The sequence below is a fragment of the Nonomuraea salmonea genome, assembly GCF_042428605.1.
In the GTDB taxonomy this organism is placed as follows: Bacteria; Actinomycetota; Actinomycetes; order Streptosporangiales; family Streptosporangiaceae; genus Nonomuraea; species Nonomuraea salmonea.
In genome coordinates this window covers 238,946-254,257 of the sequence record NZ_JBHMCF010000042.1, presented here as the reverse complement: position 1 = coordinate 254,257, position 15,312 = coordinate 238,946, and the positions used below count along the sequence as shown (strand labels likewise).

Annotated in this window: 9 protein-coding genes; 7 read left to right on the top strand and 2 right to left on the bottom strand. The window is 74.6% G+C overall.

Annotated elements, in window-relative coordinates:
- The first annotated feature begins 128 nt into the window (after positions 1-128).
- The 6 genes from ACFFR3_RS39270 to ACFFR3_RS39245 all read left to right on the top strand — a co-directional run bounded on the left by ACFFR3_RS39270 (position 129) and on the right by ACFFR3_RS39245 (position 9,362).
- Positions 129-695 carry a S66 peptidase family protein gene (locus ACFFR3_RS39270; RefSeq protein WP_379484819.1) on the top strand — a complete coding sequence of 189 codons (567 nt, stop codon included), beginning with the start codon at positions 129-131 and terminating at the stop codon, positions 693-695.
- Positions 696-776: 81 nt separating this feature from the next.
- Positions 777-2,033, top strand: a complete 1,257-nt coding sequence (locus tag ACFFR3_RS39265) for a C39 family peptidase (RefSeq protein ID WP_345399525.1) — start codon at positions 777-779, stop codon at positions 2,031-2,033.
- A gap of 148 nt (positions 2,034-2,181) precedes the next feature.
- Complete coding sequence (locus ACFFR3_RS39260) at positions 2,182-6,621, top strand: caspase, EACC1-associated type (protein WP_379484767.1); 4,440 nt, start codon at positions 2,182-2,184, stop codon at positions 6,619-6,621.
- A gap of 213 nt (positions 6,622-6,834) precedes the next feature.
- Positions 6,835-7,653 (top strand): helix-turn-helix transcriptional regulator, encoded by an 819-nt coding sequence (locus ACFFR3_RS39255; RefSeq protein ID WP_345399510.1) that lies wholly within the window; start codon positions 6,835-6,837, stop codon positions 7,651-7,653.
- A 114-nt stretch (positions 7,654-7,767) separates the two neighbouring features.
- Positions 7,768-8,643, top strand: a complete 876-nt coding sequence (locus ACFFR3_RS39250; protein WP_345399507.1) for an oxidoreductase — start codon at positions 7,768-7,770, stop codon at positions 8,641-8,643.
- Positions 8,640-9,362 (top strand): SDR family oxidoreductase, encoded by a 723-nt coding sequence (locus ACFFR3_RS39245; RefSeq protein WP_345399504.1) that lies wholly within the window; start codon positions 8,640-8,642, stop codon positions 9,360-9,362. The genes ACFFR3_RS39250 and ACFFR3_RS39245 overlap by 4 nt, the downstream gene beginning before the upstream one ends.
- Before the next feature lie 9 nt (positions 9,363-9,371).
- Here the strand turns inward: ACFFR3_RS39245 and ACFFR3_RS39240 are convergent, their stop codons facing one another.
- On the bottom strand, positions 9,372-11,684 hold the full coding sequence (locus tag ACFFR3_RS39240) for an ATP-binding protein (protein WP_379484766.1): 2,313 nt from the start codon (positions 11,682-11,684) through the stop codon (positions 9,372-9,374).
- A gap of 275 nt (positions 11,685-11,959) precedes the next feature.
- On the opposite strand from ACFFR3_RS39240, the gene ACFFR3_RS39235 reads away from it, so the two are divergent.
- Positions 11,960-12,775, top strand: a complete 816-nt coding sequence (locus ACFFR3_RS39235; RefSeq protein ID WP_364368983.1) for a peptidase associated/transthyretin-like domain-containing protein — start codon at positions 11,960-11,962, stop codon at positions 12,773-12,775.
- A gap of 53 nt (positions 12,776-12,828) precedes the next feature.
- Here ACFFR3_RS39235 and ACFFR3_RS39230 read toward each other — a convergent pair whose 3' ends face one another.
- Positions 12,829-15,312 carry a PEP/pyruvate-binding domain-containing protein gene (locus ACFFR3_RS39230; protein WP_379484765.1) on the bottom strand — a complete coding sequence of 828 codons (2,484 nt, stop codon included), beginning with the start codon at positions 15,310-15,312 and terminating at the stop codon, positions 12,829-12,831.

Sequence of the window (15,312 nt, the reverse complement as noted above, 5' to 3'; positions counted from 1 at the left end):
CCCAGGCCTTGACGGCCCTCCCGCTCCCGATTCCCCCGTCACCTAAAGGCAACGGTCCTCTCGGGAGAGTCTGATGGACCCCCTACGGTGCCCCCGAGGGCCTGCTGACCTGGCTCGACATCGTGACGATGACGCCTGGCACGACGTTCACCCAGCTCCCGCCCGGCCGCCACCGCGCGCACGGCCGCGACGACTACATCGAGACTCCCGAGGTGGACACGTTCACGCTGGACACCCCAGGACGGTGGCGGCGGCTCGACGGCGACGGCGACGGCGACCTCGACGTGACCGGCCGGCTGATCGGCGGCTGCATCGAGACGCTCGCCGACGTCGCCGGCACCCCCTACGCCGACGTGCCCGCCTTCGCGGCGGCGGCCGGCGACGAGGGGCTGCTGGTCTACGTCGAGGCGTGCGAGCACGACGCGGGCGAGATCTGCCGCCACCTGCACGGCATGCGCCTGGCCGGCTTCTTCACCGGCGCGAACGCCGTCGTCGTGGGCCGCACCTCGGCGCCCGGCCTGCCCTCGCTGAGCCAGGAGGAGGCCGTGCTGGACGCACTGGGCGGGCTCGGCGTGCCGATCGTGGCCGGGGTCGAGTGCGGGCACGTGCCGCCGTACATGCCGATCGTGAACGGCGCCCGCGGCCGCCTGGTGTGCACCGCGGACCGGAACGAATTGACCCAGACTCTCGCCTGATACGTAGATCTGCCGATGCTCGGCACACCCGCTGCGCATACTGTCGGCCCCACCGAGCGCCTTCACAGCAAGGTGGGGTCCATGCGTGCGCTGACCGTGTTCCTGTCCACTCTCGCCCTGGTCACGACCTGTGCCGCCCCGGCCGGGGCGAAACCGGCCGCGGCGGTCCCCGACGTGGTGTTCCAGCGGGCCGACTTCACCACCGGCACCGCCGAGGGCACGACGGCGGGCACGACGGCGGGGGGCGGGCTGGCGTTCGAGGAGGCGGCGGGCACCGTCTCCCACACCGACGCGCTGGGCACGAAGACGTGGGAGTACGCCCGCTGGACCGGGCCCGAGCAGGTCATCGGCTTCCCCGCGACCGAGCTGATCGCGTCGTGGACGGCCGACGTGCCGCCGGGGAGCTGGCTGCAGGTCGAGGCCAGGGGCAGGAACGCCGAGGGGCTGACCCGGTGGTACTCCCTGGGCCGCTGGTCGTACGCGGAGGGCGACGTGCTGCGCACCTCGGTGTCCGGCCAGTCCGACGCCGACGGGAAGGTGGCGGTGGACACGCTGGTCGCGGCGGCCGGCAAGCCGCTCAGCGCCTACCAGCTCCGGCTGACCCTCTACCGGCGGCCCGGCTCCTCGGTGACGCCGCGGGTGCGGACGTCCGGCGTGATGAGCTCCAACGTGCCGCGCCGCGCGAGCGTGCCGGTCAGTCCAGGCGGCGGCGCCTGGGGCAAGGAGCTGGCCGTGCCGCGCCGTTCCCAGAACATCCACCAGGGCCACTACCCCGAGTGGAACGGCGGCGGCGAGGCGTGGTGCAGCCCGACCTCGACCACGATGGTCATGGGCTACTGGGACACCTGGCCGAGCGCGCAGGACACCGCCTGGGTCAAGGACTCCGACCCGAACCCCGAGGTCGACCACGCCGCCCGCTTCACCTTCGACCACGCCTACAACGGCACCGGCAACTGGCCGTTCAACACCGCCTACGCGGGCCGCTACGGCCTCGACGGGTTCATCACCCGGCTGCGCTCGCTGACGGAGCTGGAGCTGCTGATCGGCGCCGGCATTCCGGTGGTCACCTCGCAGTCGTTCAAGAAGGAGGAGCTGCCGGGCGCGGGTTACGGCACCGACGGCCACCTCATGGTCGTCGTCGGCTTCACCGAGACCGGCGACGTGATCGCCAACGACCCGGCCTCGCCGAGCAACGCGGCCGTGCGGCGGGTCTACCCGCGGGCCGCGTTCGAGAACGTGTGGCTGCGGAGTTCGAGCAGCGGCGGCGTCGCGTACGTGATCCATCCGCAGGGCCGCCGGCTGCCCGCGACGACCCCCGGGCTGCCCGCCAACTGGTGACCCCGAATGCCGTCATGATCTGCCCGAATATGCGGCGATAGCGGCGGCTGAGCGGCCGTTCGTGCCCCTCGACGGCCGCCCCGGACGTGCGTACATTGGCATCCTACGAACGCCGAACCCGACAAGCCTTTGCGCGGTGGAACGCCGGATGACCGAGGACGAATCAGCAGCCACGATCGAGAAGACGCGGCTCGTGCCCGACTCCAGTTGGAACGGTCCACCGTTGCTGCTGGCCGACGCGGGGGCCCGGGTGCTGCTGGCCGGCACGGGCACGCATCGGCCCGCGTCCCGGCTGCCGCAGGCGCCCGCCGTGGCCGCCACCCTCACCGACGTCGCCCGCTGCCTGGTCGAGCGGGCGCACCTGGCGCCCGACCGGCTCGACGTGCTGCTCGACCCGCCCACGCCCGGAGACCTGGGCGAGGCGCTGGAGCGGGCGGCGCGCGAGGCGACGAGCGTGCTGATGTTCCACTTCGTGGGGCATGCCCTGTTCGGGCCAGGTGACGAGCTCTATCTCGCCACCGGGGCGACCGTCGACCTCTTCGAGGGCACCGCGGGCTATCAGGCGCTGCCGTACGCGCTGGTGCGGCGCATCCTCGCCGGGTCGCGAGCCGAGCCGGCCGTGGTGGTGCTCGACTGCTGCTTCAGCGGCGGCGGGCGGCCGGTGCCCGCCAAGGCGATGGATCAGCCGCTGGCCTGGCCCGGCGCCTACGTGCTGGCGTCGTCGAGCCGCGATCCCAACTCGTGGGCGCTGCCCGGCGTCCGGCACACCGCGCTCAGCGGCGGGCTGCTGCGGCTGCTGCACGAGGGCGACCCCGAGGGGCCGGCCGCGTTCACGCTCGACCACGCCCACCACCGCCTGGCCCGCTCACTGCCCGCCGCCGGGTTCCCGCGCCCCCGGCGGGAGGCGGGCGAGCTGCGTGAGCTGCCGCCGCTGGCCGCGAACCCGGCCCACGCGGCGCCCCGGGTGCGGCAGCGGCCGGTGGGCGCGCCGGGCGACCCCGGCAGCCCCTACCGGGGGCTGGTGGCGTACGGGCCGGAGCAGGCGGGGGTGTTCGCCGGGCGCGAGGACGCGACGCGGTCGCTGGCCGCGCGGGTCCGGCAGGCGCTCAGGGCGGCGCGGCCGCCGATGGTGCTTGGGGGGCAGGCGTTCGAGACCGGCGGGCCGCTGCTCGTCACCGGGCCGTCGGGCTGCGGGAAGACGTCGCTGCTGCGGGCCGGGCTGCTGCCCGCGCTCAAGGACGAGGTGGGCCGGTGCGTGGTGCTGACCCCCGGCGCGGAGCCGACGGCGGCGCTGGCCGGTGAGCTGGCCGTGCTCGGCGGGGCCGATCCCGTACGCCTGCGGGCGATCATCGAGTCCGACCCCGGCGCGGCCCGGCGCGGGCTGCCCGGGCCGACGCTGGTGGTGGTGGACCAGTTCGAGGAGGTGTTCACCGCCTGCGGGGACGAGACGGCGCGGCGGCGGTTCGTGGCGGCGCTGGCCGAGCTGTCGGCATCGGCGGCGGTGGTGATCGCCGTACGCGGTGACTTCTTCGCGCGCTGCGCCGCCTACCCCGGGCTGCTCGGGTCGATGCGGCGGCCGGAGATCGTGCCGCTGATGTCGCCCGCCGGGGTGCGCAGGGCCGTCGAGGAGCCGGCCGCGCGGGCCGGGCTCGCCGTCGAGCCGGGGCTGACCGAGCTGATCCTGGAGGACCTGCGCGGGGTCTCCGACGACCAGTTGCCGCGGCTGTCGCACGCGTTGCTGGCGACGTGGCGGCGGCGTACCGGCGGGGTGCTCACCATGGAGGGCTACCGCGCGGCCGGCGGGGTGGCGCGGGCGATCGCGATGAGCGGCGAGGAGACGCTGCGGCGGCTCGGCGCCGAGTCGGAGCCGGTGGCGCGGGCGCTGCTGGAGCGGCTGGTGCGGGTGGACGAGCGGGCGGGCGCGGTGCCCTGCCGGGTGCCGGTGGCCGAGCTGAGCCAGGGGCCCGAGTCGGTGCCTGGGCAGGTGCTGGCCGAGCTGGTCAGGGCGCGGCTGGTCGTCGTCGAGCGCGACGAGGCGCGGCTGGTGCACGAGGCGCTGGTGCGGGGCTGGCCCCGGCTGGCGAGCTGGGCGGAGTCGCGGCGGGCGAGCCTGCTCGTACGCGCCCGGCTGGCCGAGGACGCCGCCCTGTGGCGCGAGGACGGCAGAAACCCCTCCCACCTCTACACCGACGACCGCCTCACCACCGCGGAGACCGTCACCGCCCGCAGCGACCTGCGGGAAGGCGAGCCGGTGGGGCGGGGGGTCGCGCGGTGGGCCGCGGCGGGGGTGCCGGCGGCGGTGGAGGTGAGTGCGGAGGAGCGGGAGTTCCTCGTGGCGTCGCGGCGGCGCCAGGAGCGCAGGAAGCTGGTCGCGCGTGGCGCCATCGCCGTGCTCAGCGCGCTGGTGCTGGCAGGGGCGGCGGGCGGCGTCGTCGCGGTGGTGCAGGGCGGCAGGGCCGACGCGCGGGCGGCGGAGGCGTCCAGGGTGCGCGACGAGGCGCTGTCGCGGGAGGTCGCGGCGGCGGCGAGCGGCACGGGCGACACCTCGCTCGGCGCCCAGCTCGCGCTGGCGGCCTACCGCCTGTCCCCCACGCCCGAGGCGCGCGGCGCGCTGCTGGGCTCGCTCTCCCGCCCGATCGGCGCGCGGCTGATCGGCCACACCGCCCCCGTCGAGCGGGTGGCCTACCGTCCCGACGGCCGGGTGACCGTGACGGCGTCGGGCGACGCCACCGCCCGGTTGTGGAACGTCGCCGACCCGCTGCGGCCCAAGCCGCTGGGCGTGGTGCAGGGGCACACGGGCGGGGTGCGCGCGGTCGCGTTCACCGCCGACGGGAAGGTGCTGGCCACGGGGTCGGCCGACGGCACGGCCAAGCTGTGGGACGTCTCCGACACCGCGCGCCCGCGCCCGCTGGCCACGCTGAAGGGCCACAAGGAGCCGGTCGGCTCGGTGGCGTTCACGCCGGAGGGCGACGTCCTCGCCACCGCCTCGCCCGACGGCACGACACGGCTGTGGAGCACGGCCGACACGGAGAAGCCCAAGGCGCTGTCGGTCGTCCGGCAGGACGCCGACTTCACCGAGACGGTCTTCAGCCCCGACGGCCGCCTGGCCGCGCTGGCGACGGCCGGTGGCACGATCACCATCCTCGACGTACGCACCCCCGCCGCCCCAGCCACGCTGGCGACGCTGACCTCGCAGCACGACGGCGTGCGCGGCGTCGTCTTCTCCCCCGACGGCAGGAACCTGGCGGCGGGCACGGCTGACGGCACGGTCGAGCTGTGGGACGTCGCCGGCGCTGAGCTGGCCGGCGCCGTGAAGGGAAGCGGCGCGGCGGTGCACGACGTCGCGTTCGCCCCCGACGGCGCCCTGCTGGCCGCCGCGTCGGCCGACGCCGATGTCCGGCTGTGGAGCGTGGCGGACCCGGCCGCGCCCGAGCTCGCGGCGACCCTGGCGGGCTCACCCGACGCGGTGACGGGCGTGGCGTTCAGCCCCGACGGCGGGCGGCTGGCGACGTCCTCGGCCGACGGCGTCGCCCGGTTGTGGAACGTCTCCGACGCCGCCCGCCTCGCCCCCCGCGCCAGGCTCGCCCGGCACACCGACGAGGTGAACGCCGTGGCGATCTCCAAGGGTGGCACCACGCTGGCCACCGCCTCCGACGACGAGACCGTCATGCTGTGGGACGTCTCCGACCCGGCCGCCGTCACCCCGCAGTCCACGCTGTCCGGCCACACCGAGCCGGTGCTGACGGCCGCGTTCAGCCCCGACGACAGCCGCCTGGTCACGGCCTCGCGCGACGGCACCGCCCGCCTCTGGGACGTCTCCTCGCCCGCCACGCCCGAACTGCTCGGCGCGATCACCGGGGGCATCCGCTCGGCCGCGTACGGCGCCGACGAGCGTACGGTGCTGACCATCGCCACCGACGGCCGGGCCGCGCTGTGGAACGTCGCCGCGCCGGCCGCGCCCGTGCGCCTCGCCTACCTCGGGCCCGCCGACGCCCGGCTGCGGGCCGCCGCGTTCCGCCCTGACGGCAAGCTGGTGGCGACCGGCTCCGGCACCTCGTCCGTACGGCTCTGGGACGTCTCCAAGCCGGCCCGCCCCAAAGCGGCCGCCACGTTCACCGCGCACGCCGGCCAGGTGCTCGGTGTGCGGTTCAGCCACGACGGCGAGACGCTGGCCACGGCGTCGTCCGACGGCACGGCCCGGCTCTGGGACGTCTCCGACCCCGCCTCCCCCCGCCGCCTGGCGGAGCTGACCGGCCACGACGGCGACGTGGCGGCGGTGGCGTTCGCCGCCGACGACCGCAGGCTCGTCACGGCCTCCGACGACAGGACCGTGCGCGTGTGGGACGTCGTCGATCCGGCCGGCCCCGCGCTGTGGGCGGTGTTCGCGGGGCAGCGCCCGGTGCTGGACGCCGTGCCGGGGCCTGACGGCACCGTGCTGGCCGGCACGTCGGGCAGCGCCGTGCAGCTCTGGGGGCTGAACGCCGAGCAGGCGAGCGCCCGCGTCTGCGAGTCGGCCGGCACGTCGATCACCCGCGAGGAATGGGCCCGCCACCTTCCCGGCCTCCCCTTCACCCCGCCCTGTCCCTAGGAAACCGGCCGCAACCGCTTGTTGCAGCAATATCGCGGCAGAAGCACGGTCTCACTGCATCTCATCGACGAGGTGAGGCTTCTCGGCGACCGTCCAGATTGCCGCGCTCCCCGACGTTGCGCGGGCCGGCGCTGAGGAGGCTCTTGAGGGTGGGAGTTTCCCGCCCACCCTCAGGGCCCCTGAACAGCGGGTTCCTGGCCTAGCCTGGAGGGCATGGACACGGAGAACCTGCTCGGGCAGTTCCTGCGGGCCCGCCGCGAGCTGCTCCAACCCGAAGACCTCGGCATGCCGGTCGGCGCGCGCCGGCGGGTGGCGGGGCTGCGCCGCGAGGAGGTGGCGCGGCTGGCCGGGGTCAGCACCGACTACTACGTCCGCCTCGAACAGGGCCGCGAGCGGCACCCGTCCGCTCAGGTGGTGGACGCCCTGGCCAGGGCGCTGGAGCTGGAGGACGACGCTGCGGCCCACCTGCACCGGCTGGCCCACCCCGCCATCGAGAGCCGCCGATCGTCCCAGGGCCCCGAGCGGGTGAGCGACGCCCTGCTGCGCATGATGGCGGCCTGGCCGCACACGCCCGCCGTGGTGCTGGGTCGCCGCATGACCGTGCTGGCCGCCAACACGCTCGGCGAGGCGCTGTTCGCGGGGCACACCTACAGCGACGACCTGATGCGGCTGGTGTTCCTCGACCCCGACGCGCGCACGTTCTACCCCGACTGGGACCGGGTGGCGGCCAACACCGTGGGCGGGCTGCGCTCGTCCATCGGCACCGACTACGACGACCCCGAGCTGGTCGAGCTGGTCGGTGAGCTGTCGCTGAAGAGCGCCGCGTTCCGCGAGCTGTGGGCCCGCCACGACATCCGCCAGAAGACCCACGAGACCAAACGCTTCCACCATCCGCTGGTCGGCGAGCTGATCCTGCACTACGAGTCGCTGACCGTGAACAGCGCGCCCGGCCAGCAGCTCGTCGTCTACCAGGCCGATCCTGGCAGCCCGTCGGAGGAACGCCTCTCGCTGCTGGGCAGCCTCACCGCCTGACCGTCTGATCCACGTACGCATCGGCGCGACCGCCGTCGCGCCATCCCGGCATGCCCGCGATGCGATGACGCACGCCCACCGGGACATCACACATCATCGGAGTCATCACCTGTCATGAGCAACGATCACACCCCTGTCTGGTTCATCACCGGCTGTTCGACCGGCCTCGGCCGGGCGCTCGCCGCCGCCGTGCTCGACCGCGGTCACCGCGCCGTGGTCACCGCCCGCTCGCCCGAGCAGGTGGCCGGCCTGGTGGCCGCGCACCCGGGCCGCGCCCTCGCCCTGCCCCTCGACGTCACCGACCGGCACCAGGTCGAGCGGGCGGTGAAGGCGGCGGAGGCCGAGTTCGGCGGCATCGACGTGCTGGTCAACAACGCCGGGTACGGCTATCTCGCCGCCCTGGAGGAAGGCGAGGACGACCAGGTCAGAGCATTGTTCGAGACGAACGTGCACGGCCTGGTCGACGTCACCAAGGCCGTCCTGCCCGGCATGCGCGCCCGGCGCACCGGCCACGTCGTGAACATCTCGTCGCTGGGCGGGCTGGCCGCGTTCGGGGCGACCGGCTACTACCACGCCACCAAGTTCGCCGTGGAGGGGCTCTCGGAGTCGCTCGCGGCCGAGGTGGGGCCGCTGGGCATCAAGGTCACGATCGTGGAGCCGGGCGGGTTCCGTACGAACTGGTCGGGGCCCTCGATGCGGCAGTCCGAGACCCGCATCGCCGACTACGACGACACGGCCGGCGCCCGGCGCGCGTCCACCCTGGCCACCTACGGCCACCAGCCAGGCGACCCCGACAGGGCCGCCGCGGCGATCATCACGGCGGTCGAGTCGCCTGAGCCGCCGCTGCGGCTGCTGCTCGGCAAGGCCGCCTATGACGTCGCCACCGCCCGGCTCACCACGCTCAAGGCCGGTTTCGACGCCTGGCGCGAGCTGACGCTCAGCGCCGACTACCCGGCCGACCACCCGGCCGGCACCAAGGAGGAAGCATGAGCAAGATCGTTCTCATCACCGGCGCGAGCAGCGGCATCGGCGAGGCCACCGCGCGCCGCCTGGCCGCCGACGGCCACATCGTGGTGCTCGGCGCGCGCCGCGAGGACCGGCTCGCCGAGGTCGCGAAGGCCATCGAGGCGGACGGCGGCACTGCCGACGTGCGGCGGCTGGACGTCACCGACCGCCAGGACGTCACCGCCTTCGCCGACGAGGTCGCCCAGCGGTACGGCCGCTTCGACGTGATCGTCAACAACGCCGGCGTGATGCCGCTGTCCCGGCTGGATGCGCTGCTGGTGGACGAGTGGGACCGGATGATCGACGTGAACGTGCGCGGCCTGCTGCACGGGATCGCCGCCGCGCTGCCCCACTTCCAGCGGCAGGGCGCCGGCCACTTCGTCACCATCGCCTCGACCGGCGCGTACGAGGTGGTGCCGACGGGCGCGGTCTACTGCGCGACCAAGTACGCCGCCCGCGCCATCACCGAGGGCCTGCGCCTGGAGCTGGACCCCGCCATCCGCGTCACCACGATCTCGCCCGGCGTCGTGGAGTCCGAGCTGGCCGACTCCATCACCGACCCGGGCGCGCGGGAGAAGATGCGCACCTACCGGGCCCACACCATCTCCCCGGACTCGGTCGCCGGCGCCATCGCGTACGCCATCGGCCAGCCGCCCGGCGTGGACGTCAACGAGCTGATCATCCGCCCGACCCACCAGCGCTGAGACCTGTGGTCAGGGGTGAGGGCCGCTGTTGGGCAGGCCCTCGCCCTCCGGTTCGAGTGCGTAGGCGATGCCCGCGTCGACGTCGCTGTCATAGCCGGTCCGGTACGCCGCCGCGTAGGCGTTGTCGCCGAGGACGGCCCTGGCCTGCGCCTCGCACGCCCTCCGCGCCGCCACCCACTCGGGCACGCTGGCCTGCGCCTGCCCGTGGTTGCTCCACACCCGCTGGGCCAGCCCGAGCAGCCGGGCCGCGCGCAGGGAGTGACCGGCCGCGCCGGCCGCCAGCGCCAGCAGGTCGACGGTCAGCCCGATGCCGAACGTGTCGTGCAGCCGCCGCTTGGTCCGTAACGCGGCCTGCCCGTAGCGGACGGCGGCGGCCAACCGTCCGCCGCCCAGCTCGGCCTGCCCGCGCAGGAAGTCACCGTGGGAGCGCATGAGCTGCTCGCCGCGCCCGTCGCACAGCGCACGCAGGTCGTCGAGGACGGTGACGGCCTCATCGAGCCGCCCGGCCACGGTCAGCGCGTGAGCCCGGCAGAGCAGCGCCAGCAGGCCGGCGATGGTGGGCGGCTCGTCGTTCCACCGGTCCTGGTAGGCGGGCTCCGACTCGGCCAGGACCTGAGCGAGGTCACCTCGGATGACCCCGACCGCCGATCGCAGCGCCCTGGCGCAGACGGCGGCGTAGATCTCGACGTGCCCGACCTGCTCATAGGCGGTGAACCCGCCTGCGGAGGCCGGAGCGGCACGCCTGTGCGCCGCGGAGAGATCGCCATGGGCCGCGGGCTCCTCAGCGGGAGCCGCGGGCACGTCGCCGGGGGCCGGAGGGATGGTCGCGTGGAGGTCGCCGGCGACCATGGCGATCTGCGTGGCTCGTTCTTCCGCGCTCTGCGCGTCGCCCTGCGAGGCGGCCAGGAGGCCGTCGGCCCACAACGCCTGGATGAGGGCGGGTTCGGGGCGGCGGGCCCGCGCGAGGGCCTGGCGGAGGTGGTGGCGGCCCTCCTTGGCGTGGCCGCAGCCGTACCAGAAGAAGGCCAGGACGCCGGCCAGCTCAAGAGCGGGACGGCCGTCGTCGGCGGACAGCGCGACGTCAAGGGCGGCGCGGAGGTTGTCGTGCTCGCCCACCATGCGGTCGTACCAGGAGAGCTGGCCGGCCCCGAGCCAGCCGGCGGCACCCTTGATGGACAGCGCCAGGTAATGCTCGCGGTGGCGCTGCTTGAAGCGCTCTTCTTCGCCGAGGTCGCGCAGCCGGCGGGCGCCGTACTCGCGCAGCGTGTCGAGCATGCGGTAACGCTCGCCCGCGCCGGTCGGCAGCCAGGTCAGCACGGAGTCCTCCGCCAGAGCGTCGAGCAGCAGCCCGACGTCGCTCTCCGGCAGCCGCTCGTCGGCGCAGACCTGGCGGGCGGCCTCGGCGTCGAAGTCACCCGCGAACACCGACAGCCGCGCCCACAGCAGCCGCTCCGCGGGCTCGCACAGCTCGTGGCTCCAACCGACGGCGGTGCGCAGCGCCTGGTGCCACGACGGGTCATCGGGGGCCGCGGGGTCGGCGCCGAGCGCGGCGAAGCGATCGTCGAGCCGGTCGGCGAGGTAGCCGAGGGGCAGGGTGCGCAGCCGGGCGGCGGCCAGCTCGATCGCGAGCGGGATGCCTGCGAGCCTGCGGCACAGCCGTACGACGGCCTCCTGGCTCTCCTTGCCCAGGTCGAAGCCGGGAACGGTCTCGGCGGCCCGCTCGGCGAGCAGCGTCACCGCGCCGCCCGCCGGCGCCGTCGTGCCGGCGGGCGGGACGGCCAGCGGCTCGATCATGACCAGCGTCTCGCCCGCGACCTCCAGCGGGCGGCGGCTGGTGGCGAGGACGCGCAGCCCCGGCACGGCGTCGAGCAGCGCGGCCACGACCTCGCCGCAGGGGCCCGCGAGATGTTCGCAGCCGTCGAGGACGATCAGCAGCTCACGCCCCGACAGGTGCTCGGTCAGCACCTCGGGCATGGGGCGCGCCGTCTGGTCGGACAGCCGCAGCGCCCCGGCGACCGCGTGCGGCACGAGGCCGCCGTCGCGCAGCGTGCACAGGTCGACCAGCCAGGCGCCGCCGCCGAACTCGGCCCGCAGCTCGGCCGCCGCGCGCAGCGCCACGCGTGACTTCCCGACGCCTCCGACGCCGGTCAGCGTCACCAGGCGGGATCGCCGGCAGGCCGTACGCACCTGGCCGAGCTCGGCGCGGCGGCCGACCAGGCTGGTCAGCTCGGGTGGGAGATTGCCCGCCTGCCACTTGCCTGCCATCGTGATCGCCACCCATCCGGCCGGGGAGTGTGACAGCAGCTTGCCCCATGACGGCACGCTCCGTCACCAAAAGTAAGGAAGCAACTACTCCGATGCTGGAGATGGTGCGCCCGTGCCAGGGGTGACGTCAAGGGCGCGCACGCGCTGCCGGTCCAGTACCGCGGCTTCCACGACGCCGAAGAGGGTTTCGGTTGCGTGTGGCTGCTCGGAGATGGTGTTCGGTGCGTTTGCGCAGGTCAAAGGCGGTGGAACGGGTCGCGTGGCGTGCCCGGCGAGTCGCCCCGCGTCGTGAGAGATTCCGAACAGTAGCTCCTGACCTTGAGGAACTTCCCGTGGCACACGATCACCAGGACCGGCGGGTCAGCCGGCGACGACTCATCACCGGCATCGGCTCGCTCGGCCTCGGCGGCCTCCTGACCGCGGGCGACCCCCGCGCCGCCGGCACTCTGGCCGACGTCCCGGCCTCCGCGTTCGACTCCGACACGCACGCCAAGGCTCAGGCGCTGCTCTCCAGTGCGCAGACGTGCAGGCTGACGCCCAGCACCAAGCAGGGCCCGTACTACTTCGAGACCGGCTCCGTCCGCAGTGACCTGCGCGAGGACCGCCAGGGCGTACGGCTGCGGCTGGCGCTCAAGGTCCAGGACGGCGGCACCTGCCGGCCCCTGCCCGGCGCCGCCGTGGAGGTCTGGCACTGCGACGCGGGCGGCCTCTACTCCGGCGCGGAGACGCAGTCACGAGACGTGCTGACCGGCGGCGACAAGGTCCGGGTCAGGCCGGGAACGGTCTTCACCGACCTCACCCCGTCCGACCGGCGCCGCTACCTGCGCGGCGTCCAGCTCACCGACCGCGACGGCATCGTCCGCTTCACCACCATCTGGCCAGGCTGGTACCCGGGCCGCACGGTGCACGTCCACGTGATGGTCATGGTCGAGGACCAGCGAGCCCTGTGCACGGAGATCATGTTCGACGAGAAACTGAACAGCCAGGTGCTCGCCACGCCCGCCTATCTCGGCCACCAGCAGCCCAGGGACACCTTCAACACCAACGACCCGATCTTCAGGAACGACATGCTCGCCCACGTCGTCAAGGACGGCCCCGGCTACCTCGCCGCCACCGTCCTCGCCACGGACCACGACGAACGAACATGAGCAGGCAAGGGACCAGATTCCGGGCGCCGGTGCGAGCGACTTGACGGGGACTTTCACTCCAGCAGCTCGACGGTGCCGCGTTCGCCGTCCACCCTGATGCGGTCGCCGTCGCGCAGGCGCATGGTCGCGTTGCCGGTGCCGACGACGGCGGGGATGCCGAGCTCGCGGGCCACGATGGAGGCGTGCGACAGGGGCGCGCCCATGTCGGTGACCACGGCGGCGGCGCGGGGGAACATCGGGGTCCAGCCGACGTTGGTGAGCGTGGTGACGAGGATCTCGCCGGGCTTGAGCCGGTCGCCGTCCTCGGGGCCGGCGAGCACGCGGGCGACGCCCTCGACCACGCCGGGCGCGCCGGGGAAGCCGGTGACGGTGTCGCTCACGGGGGCGGCGGGGCCGCGCGCGTCGTAGAGGTCGGCGCGGCGGGCGGGGTCGGCGGCCCAGCGTACGGGGTCGAAGGCGCCGACGATCAGCACCGGGTAGGGCGGCAGGGCGGCGTACCGCTCATAAGTGGCCCGCCGGGCCGGCACCTTCTCCAGGACGGACCGGTCGCCGCGCAGGAGGCGCAGCAGCTCGTCGAGGTGGAGGAAGAAGGCGTCGTCGCCGGCGCCGGTCAGCTCCCCCGCCCGTACGGCGAAGGCGCGCAGCACCCAGAACGCGCGGACCGACTCCGACCGGGCGGCCTCCCGGTCGCGGACGACGGCGTTCCACCGCCGCACCCGCGCCCGCATCGCGGCCTCCTTGCGGGGGTGGCGCCGGGCGAAGCGGGCCCACGCCTCGTCCCTGGCGGCGCGCTGGCGTTCTAGGAGCTGCTCGGTGCCGGCCCGCAGGTCGCCCACGCCGGCGAGCTGGGCGTCGATCCACGCGGGGTCCTCGCCGGGCCGCGGGATGGACACCTCGAACTCGTGGGGGCCGCGATGCCCGTACGCGCGGGCGAACTCGTCCCTGCCGATCTCCCCCGCGGCCAGCCTGGACAGGCCGGTGAGCAGGCCCATGCTGGCCAGCTCGCCGTCGGCGTTGACGCCGGTCAGCATGGCCTCGGCGTCGATCTCGCCCACGAGCTTGTAGAGGCGGTGCCGGGTCATGACGAGGGTGGCGCCGCCCTGCCGCCCGGCGGCCTCCAGCATCTGGAAGGCGGTGACCGCGTGCGGGCGCAGCTCGCGTTCCCACAGCTCGGCCAGCTCGGCGGCGGTCGCGGCGGCGGCGACGCGGCCGCGCAGTTCCTCGCACCGCGCGGGCGAGGCGGCGAGGAACGCGGGCATGCCGCGCAGGTTGCGGCGGACCCTGAGCCTGATGCCCACGGCCACCGGCAGCACCCGCTTGACGATCTGCCACCGTGACAGGCCGACCAGCGGCACCTCCAGGCCGGGCGGCAGCTTGCCGAAGACCTGCTCGACCGCGCCGAGCAGGCTCTTGACGCCGATGGCCGCGGCGACGGCGTGGACGACGCTGAGGTTCATGTAGAACCGGCCGCCGATGTTGCCGACGAGGTCGAAGCCGGGCAGGGTGCTGGCCGACATGGCCTCGGCGATGAACAGCCGGACGTACGACCAGGTGATGGGGGTCATCACGTCGGGGATGGCCTCGCCCAGGTTGCCGCCGGTCCACAGGTGGTCGCCCTTGAGGCTGTCGTTCCACTCCTCCAGGGGCGTGGTGAGGCCGGTGATGGGCCGGGCCTGGACGATCGCGAACGCGCCGTCGCGCCTGGCCCACTCGACGTCCATGGGGACGCCGTACAGGGCCTGGATGCGGGCGCCGAGCCCGGCCAGCGTCCCGGCCTCGGCGTCGTCGAGCACGGGCGCCTCGCGCCGCGGCTCGGGCACCGGGCGCTCCTCGGTGCCGGTGGCGGTCCGCACGGTCATGACCTTCTTGTCACCGGTACGCGCCTCCGCCACCCGGCCGCCGCGCACCGTGATCACGTCGGGCGTGACCTGCCCGCCGACGACGGCCTCGCCCAGCCCCCAGGAGGCGTTGATCACGGTCGCCTCGCGGTCGCCGGTGACCGGGTCGGCGGTGAACAGCACGCCGGCCGCGTCGGCGTCCACCAGCTCCTGGACGACCACGGCCAGCGCCACGTCGTCGTGCGGCACGCCGTGCCGGTCGCGGTAGGCGATGGCGCGGGGGTTCCATAACGAGGCCCAGCACCGCCGTACGGCGTCGAGCAGGTCCTGGCCCCTGACGTTGAGATAACTGTCCTGCTGGCCGGCGAACGACATGCCCGGCAGGTCCTCGGCGGTGGCGGACGAGCGCACGGCGACGGGCACGTCGTCGCCGAGGCCGGCGTAGGCGCGCAGGATCTGCCCGGCCAGCTCGTCCGGCACGTCGTGGGCGGCGAACAGCGCGGGGATCGCGTCCGGGTCGCCGGCCGAGAGGATCTCGTCGCGGAACCCGGCGACGAAGGCCCGGTAGGCGTCGGTGGTGATGTGGAACCCGCGCGGCACGGGCAGCCCGGCCCTGCTCAGCCGGGCCAGGGACGCGCCCTTGCCCCCGGCGGTGGCGAGGTCGGCGGCGGGGTCGTCGAGGGGGAGCACGGCACGCAC

Excerpts from the sequence above, each read along its gene's own strand:
- ACFFR3_RS39270 (WP_379484819.1), top strand. The coding sequence starts at position 129 with ATGACGCCTGGCACGACGTTCACCCAGCTCCCGCCCGGCCGCCACCGC.
- ACFFR3_RS39265 (WP_345399525.1), top strand. The coding sequence starts at position 777 with ATGCGTGCGCTGACCGTGTTCCTGTCCACTCTCGCCCTGGTCACGACC.
- ACFFR3_RS39260 (WP_379484767.1), top strand. The coding sequence starts at position 2,182 with ATGACCGAGGACGAATCAGCAGCCACGATCGAGAAGACGCGGCTCGTG.
- ACFFR3_RS39255 (WP_345399510.1), top strand. The coding sequence starts at position 6,835 with ATGGACACGGAGAACCTGCTCGGGCAGTTCCTGCGGGCCCGCCGCGAG.
- ACFFR3_RS39250 (WP_345399507.1), top strand. The coding sequence starts at position 7,768 with ATGAGCAACGATCACACCCCTGTCTGGTTCATCACCGGCTGTTCGACC.
- ACFFR3_RS39245 (WP_345399504.1), top strand. The coding sequence starts at position 8,640 with ATGAGCAAGATCGTTCTCATCACCGGCGCGAGCAGCGGCATCGGCGAG.